16 protein-coding genes and 1 tRNA gene are annotated in these 15,707 nt (G+C 68.1%); 8 read left to right on the plus strand and 9 right to left on the minus strand.

The features are described from left to right. The first annotated feature begins 116 nt into the window (after window positions 1-116). The 3 genes from BLQ43_RS11810 (at window position 117) to BLQ43_RS14665 (ending at window position 2,254) form a co-directional block, all read left to right on the plus strand. Entirely contained in the window at window positions 117-1,787 is a 1,671-nt protein-coding gene (locus BLQ43_RS11810) for a formate--tetrahydrofolate ligase (protein WP_090021134.1), read from the plus strand. Window positions 1,788-1,989: 202 nt separating this feature from the next. After that, window positions 1,990-2,065 (plus strand) — tRNA-Thr (locus BLQ43_RS11815). Window positions 2,066-2,113: 48 nt separating this feature from the next. Next, on the plus strand, window positions 2,114-2,254 hold the full coding sequence (locus BLQ43_RS14665; protein ID WP_176758656.1) for a hypothetical protein: 141 nt from the start codon (window positions 2,114-2,116) through the stop codon (window positions 2,252-2,254). 29 nt (window positions 2,255-2,283) lie between these two features. Here BLQ43_RS14665 and BLQ43_RS11820 read toward each other — a convergent pair whose 3' ends face one another. Continuing rightward, window positions 2,284-2,682, minus strand: coding sequence for a CBS domain-containing protein (locus BLQ43_RS11820; RefSeq protein WP_090021137.1), 399 nt, complete (start codon window positions 2,680-2,682; stop codon window positions 2,284-2,286). A 119-nt stretch (window positions 2,683-2,801) separates the two neighbouring features. Then, the gene (locus BLQ43_RS11825; protein ID WP_090021139.1) at window positions 2,802-3,242 is read right to left on the minus strand and encodes a VOC family protein; all 441 of its coding nucleotides are present in this window, start codon (window positions 3,240-3,242) and stop codon (window positions 2,802-2,804) included. Between the two features lie 177 nt (window positions 3,243-3,419). On the opposite strand from BLQ43_RS11825, the gene BLQ43_RS11830 reads away from it, so the two are divergent. Next, window positions 3,420-5,228 carry a potassium/proton antiporter gene (locus tag BLQ43_RS11830; RefSeq protein ID WP_090021287.1) on the plus strand — a complete coding sequence of 603 codons (1,809 nt, stop codon included), beginning with the start codon at window positions 3,420-3,422 and terminating at the stop codon, window positions 5,226-5,228. Window positions 5,229-5,314: 86 nt separating this feature from the next. On the opposite strand, the gene BLQ43_RS14670 is transcribed toward BLQ43_RS11830, so the two are convergent. Further along, window positions 5,315-5,464 (minus strand): hypothetical protein, encoded by a 150-nt coding sequence (locus tag BLQ43_RS14670; protein WP_176758657.1) that lies wholly within the window; start codon window positions 5,462-5,464, stop codon window positions 5,315-5,317. A gap of 329 nt (window positions 5,465-5,793) precedes the next feature. Here BLQ43_RS14670 and BLQ43_RS11835 point away from each other — a divergent pair, with 329 nt between their 5' ends. Beyond that, window positions 5,794-6,003 (plus strand): cold-shock protein, encoded by a 210-nt coding sequence (locus tag BLQ43_RS11835; RefSeq protein ID WP_090021144.1) that lies wholly within the window; start codon window positions 5,794-5,796, stop codon window positions 6,001-6,003. A 187-nt stretch (window positions 6,004-6,190) separates the two neighbouring features. After that, complete coding sequence (locus tag BLQ43_RS11840; protein WP_176758658.1) at window positions 6,191-6,625, plus strand: DUF4174 domain-containing protein; 435 nt, start codon at window positions 6,191-6,193, stop codon at window positions 6,623-6,625. A gap of 3 nt (window positions 6,626-6,628) precedes the next feature. Here BLQ43_RS11840 and BLQ43_RS11845 read toward each other — a convergent pair whose 3' ends face one another. From BLQ43_RS11845 to BLQ43_RS11855, 3 genes are all read right to left on the minus strand, one after another. Beyond that, the gene (locus BLQ43_RS11845) at window positions 6,629-7,228 is read right to left on the minus strand and encodes a hypothetical protein (RefSeq protein WP_090021149.1); all 600 of its coding nucleotides are present in this window, start codon (window positions 7,226-7,228) and stop codon (window positions 6,629-6,631) included. Window positions 7,229-7,329: 101 nt separating this feature from the next. After that, window positions 7,330-7,662: a MarR family winged helix-turn-helix transcriptional regulator gene (locus BLQ43_RS11850; RefSeq protein WP_090021152.1), complete on the minus strand. Its 333-nt coding sequence runs from the start codon at window positions 7,660-7,662 to the stop codon at window positions 7,330-7,332. Window positions 7,663-7,745: 83 nt separating this feature from the next. Then, complete coding sequence (locus BLQ43_RS11855; RefSeq protein WP_090021154.1) at window positions 7,746-9,128, minus strand: leucyl aminopeptidase family protein; 1,383 nt, start codon at window positions 9,126-9,128, stop codon at window positions 7,746-7,748. Window positions 9,129-9,414: 286 nt separating this feature from the next. Between BLQ43_RS11855 and BLQ43_RS11860 the strand changes: the two genes are divergently transcribed. Both BLQ43_RS11860 and BLQ43_RS11865 read left to right on the plus strand, forming a co-directional pair. Beyond that, a complete protein-coding gene (locus tag BLQ43_RS11860) occupies window positions 9,415-10,137 on the plus strand; it encodes a CbiX/SirB N-terminal domain-containing protein (RefSeq protein WP_090021156.1) in 723 nt (240 codons plus the stop codon). Next, the gene (locus tag BLQ43_RS11865) at window positions 10,134-10,718 is read left to right on the plus strand and encodes a DUF4202 domain-containing protein (protein WP_090021159.1); all 585 of its coding nucleotides are present in this window, start codon (window positions 10,134-10,136) and stop codon (window positions 10,716-10,718) included. The genes BLQ43_RS11860 and BLQ43_RS11865 overlap by 4 nt, the downstream gene beginning before the upstream one ends. Window positions 10,719-10,786: 68 nt before the next feature. On the opposite strand, the gene BLQ43_RS11870 is transcribed toward BLQ43_RS11865, so the two are convergent. From BLQ43_RS11870 to BLQ43_RS11880, 3 genes are all read right to left on the minus strand, one after another. After that, window positions 10,787-11,893, minus strand: coding sequence for a PAS domain-containing sensor histidine kinase (locus BLQ43_RS11870; RefSeq protein WP_090021161.1), 1,107 nt, complete (start codon window positions 11,891-11,893; stop codon window positions 10,787-10,789). 338 nt (window positions 11,894-12,231) lie between these two features. Continuing rightward, window positions 12,232-13,599 (minus strand): globin-coupled sensor protein, encoded by a 1,368-nt coding sequence (locus BLQ43_RS11875; protein WP_090021164.1) that lies wholly within the window; start codon window positions 13,597-13,599, stop codon window positions 12,232-12,234. A 310-nt stretch (window positions 13,600-13,909) separates the two neighbouring features. Continuing rightward, complete coding sequence (locus BLQ43_RS11880; RefSeq protein ID WP_090021166.1) at window positions 13,910-15,592, minus strand: methyl-accepting chemotaxis protein; 1,683 nt, start codon at window positions 15,590-15,592, stop codon at window positions 13,910-13,912. Window positions 15,593-15,707 lie beyond the last annotated feature (115 nt).

A 15,707-nucleotide genomic window follows, 5' to 3' on the forward strand; every position in this document is an offset into this window, starting at 1 on the left:
CGCGCCGTCCGTCGGTCTCGCGATATTGACGCGCCCGGCCGGCGGTTAGCGTGCGCGCCGACCCGACCTGACACGCGTGTATGCCCACCATCGAGGAATCAGGGACGTCAGGGACAATGAGCGACATCGACATCGCACGCTCGGCGCATTACGAGCATATCAAAAACGTCGCCGAGAAAATCGACATCCCGCAGAAAGCGGTGATGGAATATGGCGACTACAAGGGCAAGGTCTCCTACGACTATCTCCGGTCCGTCAGCGACCGCCCGGACGGCAAGGTCGTCCTCGTCACCTCCATCAACCCGACCCCGGCGGGTGAGGGCAAGACCACCACGACCGTCGGCCTGGGCGACGGCCTGAACCGGATCGGCAAGAAGGCCGCGATCTGCCTGCGCGAGCCCTCGCTCGGCCCGGTCTTCGGCGTGAAGGGCGGCGCCGCCGGCGGCGGTCACGCCCAGGTGGTGCCGATGGAGGACATCAACCTCCACTTCACCGGCGACTTCCACGCCATCACCTCGGCGCACAACCTGCTCGCCGCGATGATCGACAACCACATCCATCACGGCAACGAGCTGGGCTTCGACCTGCGCCGCGTGGCCTGGCGCCGCGTGATCGACATGAACGATCGCGCGCTGCGCGACGTGACGATCGGCCTGGGCGGCGTCGCCAACGGCTTCGTGCGCGAGGGCGGCTTCGACATCACGGTCGCCTCCGAGGTCATGGCCATCTTCTGCCTGGCCACCGATCTGGAGGACCTGACGCGCCGGCTGGGCAAGATCGTTGTCGGCTACACGCGCGACAAGCAGGCCATCACGGCCGGTGAGCTGGAGGCCCCGGGCCCGATGAGCGTGCTGCTGCGCGATGCCCTGATGCCCAACATCGTGCAGACGCTGGAGAACAACCCGGCCTTCATCCACGGCGGGCCGTTCGCCAACATCGCCCACGGCTGCAATTCCGTGATGGCGACCAAGGCCGCGGCCAAGCTGGCCGACTACACCGTGACCGAGGCGGGCTTCGGCGCCGACCTGGGCGCGGAGAAGTTCTTCGACATCAAGTGCCGCAAGGCCGGCATCCGCCCGAACGCGGCGGTGGTCGTCGCCACGGCGCGCGCGCTGAAGATGCACGGCGGCGTCGCCAAGGACGACCTGAGCAAGGAGAACGTCGAGGCGCTGAAGAGCGGCTGCGCCAACCTGGCCCGCCACGTCCAGAACGTGAAGAAGTTCGGCCTGCCGTTGGTGGTGGCGATCAACCGCTTCCCGACCGACACCGACGCCGAGCTGCAGGCCATCCAGGCCTACGCCAAGAACGAGCTGGGCGTGGACGCCGTGATCTGCACCCACTTCGGCGACGGCGGCGCCGGTGCCGAGGAGCTGGCGAACAAGGTGGTCAACCTCGTCGAGGGCGGCACCGATCAGTTCGCCGCGCTTTACCCGGCCGACCAGGGGCTGTGGGAGAAGACGCGCACGATCGTGCGCGAGATCTACGGCGCCAACGACATCATCGCCGACAAGAAGGTCCGCGACCGCTTCAAGGAGCTGGAGGAAGAGGGCTACGGCCACTTCCCCATCTGCATGGCGAAGACGGCCAACTCCTTCTCCACCGACCCGAACCTGAAGGGCGCGCCGACCAACTTCGACGTGCCCATCCGCGAGGTTCGCCTCTCGGCCGGCGCCGAGTTCGTCGTGGTGATCTGCGGCGCGGTGATGACCATGCCCGGTCTGCCGAGCAAGCCGGCGGCGAACGAGATGTACGTCGACGACGAAGGCCGGATTCAGAACCTTTCCTGAGGGGCTGACACCGGTTATACACCCTGCGGCGCCCGGCGGCCCGGCAGGGCCGCCATCTCCCTCGGCGCACATGGGGCGGGGCCGGCACACGCCGGCCCCGCCTTTTTCGTTGGCTGGTTGGCCCTTGCCAAGCCGGCGACCGCGACGGTAGATCGAACAGGCATGCCACCGCTCGGACGAGCCGGTGTGCGGCGCGGTCGGGGCCAGTGTAGCTCAATTGGCAGAGCAACCGCCTTGTAAGCGGTAGGTTGGGGGTTCGAGTCCCTCCGCTGGCACCAGCCGCACGATCACGCCCCCCGATCGGGGCAGCCGAAGGTGTGGACCCGATGGCCAATCCCAACCGTGGCCGTTTCCGTATCACGCACGATAAGGTCGTCGCCGCCGCGGTCGTGGGCGCGGCCTTCGTCATGACCGTCGTGTTGCAGCCGGGGCTGACCGCGAAGCTGCTCGACGGCCTGGGGTTCTGACGTCGCGGCGGTCCGGCTGAGCCGCCGGGTCAGCCCAGGTGCTTCTTGCCGCGCTGTTCGCGCAGGATATCCACGATGCTGACCATGCCCACCAGGATGCCCTTGTTGGTCACGGGCATGTGGCGGACGCGGTGGGCGCGCATCGCCTGCATCACACGCGAAACCTCGTCGCGCGGGGTGCAGGTCCGCACGCTGTGCAGGCAGACGTCGCCCACCTTGCGACGCAGGAAGTCGTGACCCTTGTCGCCGATCCCCTGAACGATGTCGCGCTCGCTGATGATGGTCTGCGGTTTGTGGCCGTCCGGGGACACGACCAGCGCGCCGATGCGGTGCTTGGCCAGCAGCCGCGCCGCGGTCTGGATCGACGAGCTTGGATGCACCGTAAGGATGTTCTTGCCGTTGCGCTTGAGGACGTCCTTGACCTGCATGCCCCCTCCCGGTCGCGGCGGCGTGACCCGGCGCAAACCTGGGATGGAGGGGTTAAGAAACGCAAAACGGCGGGCGGCCGAAGCCGCCCGCGTGGCGGAACCGCGCCAAGACGCCGGCGTTACCAGGTGCCGGTGTTCTCCATGCTGGCCCACGGCTCCTGCTTGGGCAGCGCCTCGCCTTTCTGGAGCAGCTCGATGGAGATGCCGTCGGGCGAGCGCACGAACGCCATGCGCCCGTCGCGCGGCGGGCGGTTGATGGTGACGCCGCTGTCCATAAGGTGCTGGCAGGTGGCGTAGATGTCGTCCACGCGGAAGGCCAGGTGGCCGAAGTTGCGCCCGCCGGTGTAGGTTTCCGGGTCCCAGTTGTAGGTCAACTCGATCAGCGGCGCGTTCTCGGCGCTGGCGCGCTCGGCGTCCTCGGGTGCGACGAGGTAGATCAGCGTGGCGCGCGCCGGCTCCAGATCGCGGCGGCTGTGCTCCCGAAGGCCCAGCTTGTTGCAGTAGAAGTCCAGGGATTCCTCGATGTCCGCGATGCGGACCATGGCGTGCAGGTATTTCATGGTGCGGTGCTCCTTCGCGAGGCGGTGAGGGTAAGGGTTCCAAGGTGACGTGGCCGTGCGCGCCGCGCACCGCAAGCGGGAATCGCCCTGGCGGCGTGCGGCGAGTGCCCGACACAGCCGTGCCGCCACCTGTACAATCACGTGCCGCCGCAGCAGCACGAATCCGACGAGGCATGGATGGCACTGGGCACCGACCTGATCCTGGTCGCCGCTGGACTCGTGTTTGTGAGCATCCTGGCCGGGCTGCTCGCCAACCGCATCGGCGCCCCGCTGCTCCTGGTCTTCATGGCGCTGGGCATGCTCGCGGGCTCGGACGCCGGCCTGGGGATCACGCTGACCAACCTGGAGGCCGCGTCCACGCTGGGCGCGGCGGCGTTGGCGATCATCCTCTTCGACGGCGGGGTGCACACGCGCACGGAGATGCTGCGCCTCGCCGCCGGGCCGGCGCTGGCGCTGGCGACCGTGGGCGTGGTGGTGACGGCCGCGCTCACCGGCGCGGGCGCGGTGGCGCTGCTGGACGTGGGTTGGCGCGAGGGGCTGCTGGTGGGCGCCATCGTGGCGTCCACGGATGCGGCGGCGGTCTTTTTCCTGCTGCACCGGGGCGGATTGAACCTGGCCAAGCGCGTCAGCGCCGCGCTGGAGGCCGAGTCGGGCCTGAACGATCCCATGGCCGTGTTCCTCACGGTCACGCTGGTGGACATCATCCGCGTGGGCGGCGGGATCGGCTCGCCCGGTGCGCTCGTCGTCACCCTGGTCGTGCAGCTGCTGGGCGGGTTGGTAATCGGGCTGGCCGGCGGCTTCGCGCTGGTTTCGCTGATCAACGCGGTGCGGCTGGCTTCGGGGCTCTACCCCGTGTTCGCGCTGTCCGGCGCGCTGGTGGTGTTCGCGGCGGCGCAGGGAATGGGCGCGAGCGGCTTCCTTGCCGTGTACCTGACGGGCGTGGTGCTGGGGAATCGGCCGCACCGGGCAACCCAGCTGATCGACCGTTTTCAGGACGGGATCGCCTGGCTTAGCCAGATCGCGATGTTTTTGATGCTGGGCCTGTTGGTCGACATACCCACGCTGCTCGATATCCTGCCCGCAGCGCTCGGCGTGGCGGCGGTGCTCATCCTCGTGGCGCGGCCCGTCGGCGTGAGCCTCTGCCTGCGCCCCTTCGGCTTCGCCTGGCGGGAAACCGCGTTCATCTCCTGGGTGGGGCTGCGCGGCGCGGTGCCGATCTTCCTTGGCACTGTGCCGGTGCTGGCGGGGCTGGAGAACGCGCCCGTCTATTTCAACATCGCCTTCGTGTGCGTGGTCGCCTCGCTGCTGGTACAGGGCTGGACGCTGACGAACGCGGCGCGGTGGCTCAACCTGGTGCTGCCGCCGCTGCCGAGCGAAACCCAGCGCGTCGACGTGAACCTGCCCGGCGACGCCACCCGCGACCTGGCCGCCTTCGTCGTGCCCGAGGACAGCGACGCCGTGGGGCATCCGCCGGCCGCCGTGCGGCTGGACGAGGGGGTTACCGTGGTGTCGGTCGTGCGCGAGGGGCGCGTGATGGCGCCGGGCGAGGTGGGCCACCTCGTGCCCGGGGACACCGTGATGGTGGTCGGGCCGGGCGCGGCGCTTGAGCGGCTGGACGCCGTGTTCGGCCGCAAGCCCCCCAGCGATCCCCTGGGCCGCGACCAGGCGGCGCTCGGGGAGTTCGTCCTCAACGGGGCGACGCCGCTGGGCCGCGTGGCGGAACTTTACGAGGTGCCGGTCCCCGTCGCCGAGCACGACCTCTCGCTGGACCGCTTCCTGCGCCGCCACCTGCGCGGGCGACCCGCCACGGGCGACCGCTTGCGCCTGGGCGCGGTGGAACTGATCGTGCGCGAAACCGACGATCGAACGGTCACGCGGGTGGGACTGGAGCTGGAGCCGCGGCCCGTCCTCCCCATCGGCATGGACGCGCTGCGCATCTGGCGCCGGCACTGGACGCGACGGGTGTTCGGCCGGCGGCGTGCGTGAGGAACGTGAAACGAAACGAGCGGCCGTCCGCGTGGGAACGGCCGCTCGCTCGCGACAACGGCGCGTCGGAAAAACAGCGAGTCGATTTAAAGCCCGATCATCTTGAGCGCGACCACGGTCGCCGCGGTCAGGGTTAGCCAGATGACGGTGGCCGGCGGATTTTCCAGCACGTGCATGACGCGCGTTCGAACGTCCGGCCGGTTCACGCGGGGACCGCGGGCGTCCACTTGCTGCATGAGAGCCTCCCCAATCGACGATGATCCGAAATCGTCCGTCGGCTCCTTTTTGGTTTTGGCGCGAAAATACCACGGGGTAGCGTCCCGCCGAAATGGATTCGAATCTCCCCGTTCGGGGTACGCGCCGGGCAGGGTTTCTGGGCGGGCGCGGGTGGATGGCTCTTGCGTCGGCCCCCCTCGCGAGCGCATCTTACCCGTGCGACCCGCGCTCGCCGTGATCGCGCCACGCGTTGACTTCGGTTTCACCTTCTCCGGGGCAGCCGCGAAAGGGGCCGGATGCGACGGGGCGGTCGCCATACGTTCGTGACTGACTCGGAGAAGAGACGACCATGACGATGGGTACGGTGAAGTGGTTTAACACCACCAAGGGGTACGGCTTCATTGCTCCGGACGGCGGCGGCAAGGACGCGTTCGTCCACATCACGGCCGTGCAGCGCGCGGGATTGGAATCCCTCCAGGAAGGCCAGCGCATCGAGTATGAGTTGGTGGCCGGCCGCGACAATCGCCAGGCGGCGGACAATCTGCGCATCGTCGAGTAATTCGGCGCACGCTGCAGACACCGTGACGAAGGGGAGCGGCAGCCGGACGGCTGCCGCTCCTTTTTATGGTCCCTCATTTTTCGCCCGGGCCCATGCTTTTCACGCCGTGCCGCTGTTTCGATCCACCAGCCCGTGACACGTGCCGCCCGTCGCGCCACGTCATCCCTGGTACGCGATGGAGGACGGCATGCGCGCGATGGGCTTGGCTGTGGCGGCGATGATGTTGGCGGCGCTGCCGGCGCAGGCGGGGATGGAGCGCTTCACCTGGGCGAATCGGCCGCTCGTGGTGCTGGCGCCGGATGCCGATCATCCCGCGCTCGGCGAACAGCGCGCCATTGCCGAGGCGCACGCGGCCGGCTTCCGCGAACGCGACATGGTTGTCGTCACGCTGGCCGGCGACGGCCCTGTGCGCGTGGACGGTGAACCCGCCCGCGATGTCGACCCGGCCGCCCTCCGCGCCCGCTTCGGCGTCGCGCATGACGCTTTTCGGGCGCTTCTGGTGGGCAAGGACGGCACGGTCAAGCTCTCGCGCGGCGAGTCCATCGCCGCCGACACGCTCTTCCGCACGATCGACGCCATGCCCATGCGCCAGCGCGAGATGCGCGAGCAGGGCGACGGGTAGCTGTCAGGATCCGCCATCGCGGGCGATGACGCTGTAGACGACGTCCTCGCCGGGGCGCACCTGGACCACGTGTTCGTGCGTGCGGCCACCGTTGGTGACGGCGACCTCGTACCAGCCCGCGTCCAGCAGCAGGCGCGGCCGCGCGGCCGCGGCCTCGGCGACCTGCTTGCCGGCCGCCTTGCCGCGCGCGTAGGTGCGCACTTTCCAGCCGAGCTCGCCGGCGATGGGCGGCTGGCCCGGCTGGGGACGCAGCTCTAGGCGCACGTGGCCGGCTCTTAGGTCGATGCGCCACGTCGCCGGCCCGTCGCCGGCTTCGAGCGTCCGGTCGATGACCCGCCGGGCGCCCTGATAGCGCACGAGCAGGCGGTAGCGCCCCGGTTCCAGCGACAGCTTCGCGGGCAGGCGGTCGCGCGCCGCCACGTGTGGGCCCGCTGTCCCGTTCGTCATCGCCCAGACGCCCACCTTGGCGGCACCCTGGAGCGCCGCCGCGCCGTCGGCGGGCACGGCCTTGATCTCAACCGGCCGCGCATGGACGGCATGCGCGCCGGCCGTCAGCGCAAGGGCCGCAAGCCCCGCGCCTGTGCAGCTTTTCCAATCGGCCACGATCCCCCCACGGCCTGTGGCAGTGAACACAGGTCAAGGAGTCTCGCGGATCGCGGTTAATTCAGCGTTTACGGTGCCGTCGGGGCGAGGCCGCAGAGCGGTCAGATCTCGTCGGCGGCGCGGGCGGCCATGTCGCCGAATTCGCGCAGGAAGACGGAGCCGGAGACGGTGCGCTGAACCAGGACGCTGCGCTTGTCATTGTCGTCGCGCTTGCGCTTGACGAGGTCCAGGTCGCTCAGCCGGTCGATGGCGCGGGTGATCGCGGGCTTGGAGGCGCCGAGCGTCTGCGCCAGGCCGCGCACGGTGTGCGGCGGCTCCGCCAGGTAGACGTGCAGCAGGACCGCCATCTGCCGCGTCGTCAGGTCGGGCTGTTCGCGCGCGATCCCGGCCAGCGTCACGGCGTGCCAGAGGTTGAGCGCTTGCTTGGGGTCCATCTCCACGGCGCACCTCGTTCCAGGCCCGCAACGAACCTACCCGCAGCGGCCCGTCGGGGGAACCCCCGATCACCTGAATAAAGTTACGCCGACCGGCTCGCCAGCCAGTCGGTCAGCGCGGTGTAGGCGGCGCGCAGGCCCATGGCCTCGCCGCCCTTGGGCCGTCCCGGGCCGGGCGAGGTGTTCCACGCCATCTGGTCCAGGTGCGCCCACGCGGTGCCCTCGGGCACGAAGCGCTGCAGGAAGAGTGCCGCCGTGATGGCGCCGGCGAAGCCGCTGTCGGGGACGTTGACCAGGTCCGCCACCTCGCTCTTCAGCCAGGATCGGTAGTCCTCGACCAGCGGCATCTGCCACACACGGTCGTGCACGCGCTCGCCGGCGTACTGGATGCGCCGGGCGAGGGCGTCGTCGTTGCTGAAAAGCGCCGGCACGTCCGGGCCCAGGGCGGCGCGCGCGGCGCCGGTGAGCGTGGCGAAGTCCAGCACCAGCTCGGGCGAATCGGCCGCGGCTTCCGCCAGGGCGTCGGCGAGCACCAGGCGGCCCTCGGCGTCGGTGTTGCCCACCTCGACCGTCAGGCCTTTGCGGGTCTGGAGCACATCCTGCGGCCGGAAGGCGTCGGCGCTGACGCTGTTCTCCACGCACGGCACCAGCAGGCGCAGGCTCACGGGCAGGCCAGCGTCCATGATCATGCGCGCCAGCGCCAGGGCGTGCGCGGCCCCGCCCATGTCCTTCTTCATCAGCTTCATGTTGTTGGCCGGCTTGAGGTCCAGGCCGCCGGTGTCGAAGCACACGCCCTTGCCCACGAGCGTCACCTGCGGCCCGCCGCCGGCGTTCCAGCGCAGATCGGCGAGGCGCGGAGCGTGGGCAGCGGCGCGCCCGACGGCGTGGATGGCCGGGTAGTTCCGGCGCAGCAGCTTGTCCCCCTCGATCACCTCCACGCGCGCGCCGTGGCGCTTGCCCTCGCGGCGCACGGCGTCCGCCAACGCCGCGGGGCCCATGTCGTTGGCCGGGGTGTTGATGAGGTCGCGCACCAGCGCCGTCGCCTCGGCCGCGCGCGTGACGGCGGCGCGGTCGGCCCGCGCGGGCCAGACGAGCGCGGCGGGCTCGCGCTGGCGCGCGACGTAGCGGGTGAAGGCGTAGCTGCCCAGCGCCCAGCCGAGTGCCAGCAGCTCGGCGCTCGTGGCCTCCAGGTCCGTGTCGAGGCGGTAGGTGCCCTGCGGCAGCGCCGTCGGCAGCCCCGCGAGCGCCCAGGGATCGTCGAGCCGCTGCACCCCCGCCAGCACGCGCGCCAAGCCCCCGCTCGCATCGGGAATCAGCGCGTGCGCGCCGGGCTTCGCCGTGAACCCCGTGGCGCGGACCCAGCCCGCCAGCGCCTCGTCTTGCGTTTCCAGCCAGCGTGCCAGGCCGTCGGCGGTCAGCGGGGTGATGGGGACGGCGGCGTCGGTGCGCTCGACCAGGTGCTGCATCGCGGAACCTCGCGTGCCGGGACTCGTTTCGACTGCCTTACGCGCAAAGCGGCGTGCTGTCAGCCCGAACGCGGATGCCGTTTGCCCGCGCCCAGATGCGCTCCACTTTTTCGGCTGGGGATCACAGTGTCACAGACTGTCCCATCCCCCTCTGGGTTTGCGCCTGCGGCCCAAACCCGTCTCCCCCTTCCCCAACTGGGGAAGGGGGAGATTATAGAGAGGGTTGGGGCCGCATACATCGATCAAGACAGCCACAGTTTCTAGGATGAGAGCGATCGCCGATCCCATGTCCGATGTTGCGGGTGCCGCGCGCGCGGACACTGCCCTGCTGCTGTGCGCCCACGGCACCAAGGGCGTGGCCGGCGCGGTGAGCACCCACGCCGAGGCGCTGGCGGCGCGCGGCATCTTTCACAGCGTGCAGGGCGGGGCGCTGTACGGCACGCCCAAGATCGATTGTGTGCTCTGCGGCCTGGACGCCCCGCGCGCGGTGCTCGTGCCCTTCATGATGGCTGCCGGCTACACCCTGGAGACGCTGCGCACCCGCTTGGCCGCGCACCCCTGGGGCGAGCGCGTCCACCTCGCCGATCCGGTCGGGGTGCGCGCGGAGATCCCGGAGATGGTCGCGGAGATGGGCGAGGCCGCGGCGGCCGGGCGGGGCTGGGCGCCCGGCGAGGTGGCGCTGCTGGTCGTCGGCCACGGCACGCGCAAGCATTCGGCCTCGGGCGCGACCGCGCGGGCGTCTGCCGCCGAGATCGCGGACAGCGGCCGCTTTGCCGAGGTCGGCACGGCGTTCCTGGACGAGCCGCCCGAAATCGGCGAGGCCGTGGCCGCCTTCCGCGCGCCCGCATGCGTGGCCGTCGGCTTCTTCACCGATGCCGGCAACCACGGGCGCGAGGACGTGCCCGAGCTGCTGGCGGAAACGGGCGTGCCGCACGTCTACGCCGGGCCGCTGGGCCCCGACCCGCGCATGGCCGAGCTGATCCTCAAGCAGGGGCTGGCGGCGGCATGACCGGGGACGTGAACACCGCCATCGCGGCGTTGGATGCCGCCAACGCCGAGGACCCACGCACGGTCACCGTGGACGGCGAGTCCTGGCCGGCGGAGCTGCTCTATGCCCGGCGTATGCGCGCCTGGCTGGACCGCCTGTACCCGGACGCTTCGGACGCGTTGCGGCTGGCGGCCTCGGCCCAGCACGTGCGGCGCTGGGAGATCCCGCGCGGCGACTATCCCGAGGGGCGCGACGGCTACCTGCGCTGGCGCACGCACCTGAAGCGCCACCACGCGAAGGTTGCCGCGGCCATCCTGGCGGATGCGGAATGCGATGACGCGACGATCCGCCGGGTGCAAACGCTCGTGCGCAAGCAGGGTATCAAGACCGATCCGGAAACCCAGGCGCTGGAGGACGTGATCGGCGTCGTCTTCCTCGACAGCTATGCCGCCGATTTCGTGGAGAAGCACGACGAGGCGAAGGTCGTGCGCATCCTCGCCAAGACCTGGGCGAAGATGTCCGAAACCGGGCGCGAGGCGGCGCTGACCTTGGACCTGCCGCCGCGCGTGCGGACGCTGGTGGAGCGGGCCGTGAGCGGATAGCGGCGAGGTGAACGGCCGTGGGTGGCCTCGACGGCTGCTGGTCGCGGTGATTGAACGAGCTTGACGGACTACCGCAGCCGCCAAGCCGGAAAAATCATCATCAGGGACGTGCCGACGTTTTTCGTGCTTTCAATGTGTAGCTGCCCACCGAGGCTCTCCACCATCGCTTTGACCAGTGAAAGGCCGAGACCGATTCCCTCCGATGTCGAAATCCTGTCCGTGTCCGCCTGATTGAAGGCATCCGTAACGCGGGGCAGGTCTTTTTCGTCGATGCCGCTGCCTGTGTCGGCAACCGTTAACGCCACATCGTTCGCAGCCGTCCGTTCCACGGAAATTTTCACGCGTCCGCCAGCGGGCGTGAATTTGACGGCATTGGCAAGGGCGTTGACGAGGCTTTGCCGGATCAGTTTCGGGTCGGCCAAAAGATGCCAGGCCGGAGACACATCGGCTTCCAGCTCAACCCCTTTGGTTTGGGCTGACGGTTCGTTCATCATGCAGCATTCAGTAACGATTTGGCGCAAATTGATATTTTCTTCATGAATATCGTACTGCCCCATTTGGAGGCTGCTCATTGTCAATATGTCGTTGACAAGTTCCAGAAGATGTTTCGCGGAGTCTTTGACGTTACGAGCTGCATCGATGTAGTTTTCATTGCCGATATTTCCGTATATGTCGTTCTCGATCATCGACGAAAATCCGACGATGGCGTTGAGCGGCGTCCGGAGTTCGTGGTTGATGCTCGTAATCAAGTGATCCTTGGCCTTGTTCGCTTCCTCTGCGGCCCGCCGCGCGGCAACGAGCTCTTGCTGGCGCTGTTTTCGCTCCGTGATGTCCCGCACCACGGCGGTAAGATAATGCGTGTTTTCGTGCTCGGTTTTGAAAAAGGACGCCTCGGCGGGAAATTCCGCCCCCTTCGCGCGCAAGCCGACGATCTCGCCCCGTTGTCCCATGAAGCGGCCAGCCTCGTCGGCCCTCAGGAAGCGCTCGACATGGTCCCGGTGCGCCGTCCGATAGCGAGGCGGAATCAGGATCTCCAGCGGTTGGCCGAGGAGATTGGCGGGACTGTACCCGAAGATGTCGCCGGCCCCGGCGTTTGCAAACACAATGGTTTGGTCGGCATCGACCGAGATCACGCCGTCCGGGAGATAGGCGGGCAATTCATCCGTGATCGTCATACCTCGTTCCCGATTGCATGGCGCGAAGCGACTGGACAAGGCACTGTCCGCCCGCCCGACGACATCCCGGGCATTGCGACTGCACGATTTCGGCCACGTCGGGTGCAAGTCGCCCCAGCTCCGGACACGAGCGGACGCGGCTCGCTTGCCTGCCTTCCTGGTCCGTCATGAACGCCTCGTCTGCGCGGCGGAATGACAAGGATGTTTCACCAGTAAAAACCATATATTTTTTATGGATTTTGTCAACCAGTTTCGTCTGCGCTGTCCATTCAGCCCGCTGCGCAGCCGCAACAAAATGATGGTTTCTTGTGCAAAAGAATGTGCGCGAGGGGGCGGCGTCACACGGCCTGCACGTCGCGCAGGAAACGCTCGACCTTATCTTCCAGGCCTTGGCCGCGGTCGCTGATGGCGCTGGCGGCCTCCAGCACATGCTCGGCCTTGGCCCGGGTGTTCTCGACCGCCTGCGCGGCGTCCTGGATGCCCTGGGATACCCGTTCGGTGCCGTCCGAGGCCTGGGCCACGTTGCGGGCGATTTCCTGGGTCGAAGTCGTTTGCTGCTCCATCGCGCTTGCGATGCTCGACGCCGCCTCGTCGATGTCGCGGACACTGGCGGAGATGCGTTCGATCGCGGACACGGCCTCGCGCGTTTCGTTCTGCACCTTGGTGATGCGGGCGGCGATGTCTTCGGTGGCCTTCTGCGTCTGGTTGGCGAGCGATTTGACTTCGTCCGCGACGACGGCGAAGCCTTTGCCGGCTTCCCCGGCGCGTGCCGCCTCGATGGTCGCGTTCAGGGCGAGCAGGTTGGTCTTTTCCGCGATGTCCTGGATCTGCTGGATGACGTCGCCGATCTGCCCGGCCGCGTGTTCCAGGGCCTGGACGCGCTCGTTGGCGCTTTCCGCTTCCCCCCGTGCGGTGCGGGCGGTGCTGGACGCCTGATTGACTTGCTGCGAAACCTCTTCGATGGACTGGTTCAGTTGCTGCGCGGCGGAGGCGACGGTCTGGACGTTGCTGTTGGCATCCGAGACGGCGGAAACGGCGTCCTGCGTCTGCTCGCCCGTCTCGCGCGCCATGCGCCGCATTTCGGTCGCGGTGTCCTGCAGTTGCTGGGTCGCATCCCGGATGCTCGCGAGCGCGTCCTTGGCGGTGGTGTCGAATTCCTCGATCATCTCGCCGCGCCGCCGGTTGCGCTGCTCGCGCTGTTCCAGCGCCATGTCGTTGTAGACCTCCAGGGCCATGTCCATGTCCAGGAACACGGCCTTGTTGATGGTCTGGATCACCGACGACAGCTTGGCCGGGCGGAACTTGTAGATATTGATCGCCCGGTCCACGAGTTCGTTCAGGATCGTGCAGTAGCCGCCCATGTACCAGGTCTGGGCAAGACCGATCTTGTAGTGCTGTTCGCCCACGCGGCGGGCACATTCGCGGTATTCGCCGTCGAACGTGCCGCTGAAGAGCAGATGCCAGTGGTGCTTCTGCGCCTCGCGCACACGGCGGATGTCGCCGTCGCCGCCGAACATCGCGGCGAGTTCGGGATAGTCGGTGATGTGCCGGTAGAAGCGGTCGAGGATGTCGTCGAGGTGGCGGTCCACCACCTCGCCGCGGACCGTGCGCACGGTGTCCGCCTCGCGCTCACCGAAGCCGAAATAGGCCTTTTTGACGTCGACGTCCTTGTGACGGTTTTCCGTCGTCTGGGCTTCAACCGTCATGCCGGATTTCTCCCGCTTGGCGCCATTCGCGTTGGAATGGCCGTATCTTTATTGGGGTTATGATTCCATAAGGGGGTGTGTACCCAAAACAAAGAATCTCCACTGATCACTAACCTGGGTTAGTGCATATGTGGACGCTTTCATTCCGTGAGCAGGGGGAACTAAACTCGTAATGGTTCGTTGCGTATCTATTGTATTCCAAAGATTTGAGGATTGGCGTCGTTTTTCCAAATCGGCAGCTCACAGGTCTGCTCGATGACTGCCGAACCGGACGCGGACGGCGCCGCGTCCGGTTCGGGGTGAGCGGCGATCAGACCGCGTTCACTTTTTTCAGGAAATCGTCCACGGTCTCGCTCAGCTCGCGCGTCTGCTTGGCGACGTTCTCGGCCGCGCCCGTGACCTCCTTGGACGCGCTCTGCGTCTCGTCGGCGGCCTCGCGCACGCCCTCGACGCTCTTGGTCACCTGGCCGGTGCCTTCCGCCGCCTCGGCGACGTTGCGCGCGATCTCGTCGGTGGCGGAGTTCTGCTCCTCGATCGCGCTGGCGATGCTGTGGGCGACCTCCTTGATCTCCTCGATCGTCTTGGTGATCGAAGCGATGGCGTCCACCGCCTTCCGGGTCTGTTCCTGAACGGAGCGGATCTCGCCCTCGATCTGCTGCGTCGCCTTGGAGGTCTGGTTCGCCAACGACTTCACCTCGTCGGCCACGACGGCGAAGCCCTTGCCGGCCTCGCCCGCGCGCGCCGCCTCGATCGTGGCGTTGAGCGCAAGCAGGTTGGTCTTGTCGGCGATGTCCTGGATCATCGTCACGACCTCGCCGATGTTCCGCGCGGTGGTTTGCAGCCCCTCCATCGTCTCGGTCGTGCTCTGGGCTTCTTCGGCGGCGCTGGTGGCGATCTCGGTGGAGCGGTTCACCTGCCGCCCGATCTCGCCGATGGAGTTGGACAGTTCCTGTGCCGAGGAGGCGACGGTGTCCACGTTGGTCGAGGCCTGCTCCGCGCTGGAGGCCACGGTCGTCACGCGGTCGGCGGCCTGACTGGCGGCGTCGCTCATCGTGTGCGCGGTGCTGTCCAGCTGTTCCGATGAGGCACGCAGTGTCTGCATGATCGTGCCGATGTCGCGCTCGAAGCCCTGCATCAGCTCTTCCAGGCGCTTGGTGCGCTCTTCGCGGCGGCGGTTCTCCTCGGCCTGCTCGCGCTCCAGGCGCAGGCGCTTGTCCGTGGCCTCGCGCAGGGTGCGCACGGCCTGTGCCGCTTCGCCCATCTCGTCGCGGCGTTCGGGCAGATGCATGCGCACGCTCGTGTCGTCTTCCGCCAACGCGTTGAGCGCCTGGGTAATCCGGCGCGCCGGGTCGGCGGTCCAGCCGACCAGCAGCCGGCCCGACAGGACGCTCAGCACGACGACCACGCCGCCGCCGATCAGCAGGCTCCAGAACGCCCAGGCGTTGGCGCTGGCCTCGCGCTCGCGCGCCGCGGCGACGGCGTCCTGCTGAAGGCTCTCATAGTCGGCCAGGGCAGCACGGATGGCGTCCGCCTTGTCCTGGTTCGCGCGGTTGGCGAGCATGTCGCGCGCCTCGGCCTGGTCGTCGCGCGCCGTTTCGATCAGCGGCTGGGCCACGTCCGAGCGCCAGGTCGTCACGGCGTCCTTGAGCGTGTCGCGGATCTCCTGCTCTCTGCGGTCGGTGGACCCCAGCTCGTCGGCGCGGGCCAGGGCCGTGTCGAACCGCGACGCCCGTTCCCGGTATTGCTCGACGAACCCGGTCTCGCCCGTGCGAACGTAGCTGCGCAGCGCGACGAGCTGGCCGCGCATGTTGGCGCGCATCTCCTCAATGGCGACGAGGCTCTTGTAGCGCTTGTCGACCGTGACCGTGATTTCGTGGATCGTCTGGACTTGGCTGAAGACCACGGCACCGACGACGAGCGCCACGGCCGTGAGGCTGCCGAAGGCGAGCGCGATCTTGCGCCCGAACGAAAGATTGGCGAGCGCGGCGAACATTTGTCCTCTCCCGGTCGCGCTTGGGTCTGCCTGAACCGCGGTTTGTACGGCGAACGCTGTTGACACGCCGGTTTGTCAAATGGGCGCGAACCCACATTGCGTAAACCGCCGCGGA

The organism is Limimonas halophila, assembly GCF_900100655.1.
Taxonomy (GTDB): domain Bacteria; phylum Pseudomonadota; class Alphaproteobacteria; order Kiloniellales; family Rhodovibrionaceae; genus Limimonas; species Limimonas halophila.

Coding starts and splice junctions, on each gene's coding strand:
- BLQ43_RS11865 (WP_090021159.1), top strand. CDS start 10,134: ATGACCGGGGACGTGAACACCGCCATCGCGGCGTTGGATGCCGCCAAC.
- BLQ43_RS11835 (WP_090021144.1), top strand. CDS start 5,794: ATGACGATGGGTACGGTGAAGTGGTTTAACACCACCAAGGGGTACGGC.
- BLQ43_RS14670 (WP_176758657.1), bottom strand. CDS start 5,464: ATGCAGCAAGTGGACGCCCGCGGTCCCCGCGTGAACCGGCCGGACGTT.
- BLQ43_RS11830 (WP_090021287.1), top strand. CDS start 3,420: ATGGCACTGGGCACCGACCTGATCCTGGTCGCCGCTGGACTCGTGTTT.
- BLQ43_RS11875 (WP_090021164.1), bottom strand. CDS start 13,599: ATGACGGTTGAAGCCCAGACGACGGAAAACCGTCACAAGGACGTCGAC.
- BLQ43_RS11860 (WP_090021156.1), top strand. CDS start 9,415: ATGTCCGATGTTGCGGGTGCCGCGCGCGCGGACACTGCCCTGCTGCTG.
- BLQ43_RS11840 (WP_176758658.1), top strand. CDS start 6,191: ATGCGCGCGATGGGCTTGGCTGTGGCGGCGATGATGTTGGCGGCGCTG.
- BLQ43_RS11820 (WP_090021137.1), bottom strand. CDS start 2,682: ATGCAGGTCAAGGACGTCCTCAAGCGCAACGGCAAGAACATCCTTACG.
- BLQ43_RS11825 (WP_090021139.1), bottom strand. CDS start 3,242: ATGAAATACCTGCACGCCATGGTCCGCATCGCGGACATCGAGGAATCC.
- BLQ43_RS11855 (WP_090021154.1), bottom strand. CDS start 9,128: ATGCAGCACCTGGTCGAGCGCACCGACGCCGCCGTCCCCATCACCCCG.
- BLQ43_RS11880 (WP_090021166.1), bottom strand. CDS start 15,592: ATGTTCGCCGCGCTCGCCAATCTTTCGTTCGGGCGCAAGATCGCGCTC.
- BLQ43_RS11870 (WP_090021161.1), bottom strand. CDS start 11,893: ATGACGATCACGGATGAATTGCCCGCCTATCTCCCGGACGGCGTGATC.
- BLQ43_RS14665 (WP_176758656.1), top strand. CDS start 2,114: ATGGCCAATCCCAACCGTGGCCGTTTCCGTATCACGCACGATAAGGTC.
- BLQ43_RS11810 (WP_090021134.1), top strand. CDS start 117: ATGAGCGACATCGACATCGCACGCTCGGCGCATTACGAGCATATCAAA.
- BLQ43_RS11850 (WP_090021152.1), bottom strand. CDS start 7,662: ATGGACCCCAAGCAAGCGCTCAACCTCTGGCACGCCGTGACGCTGGCC.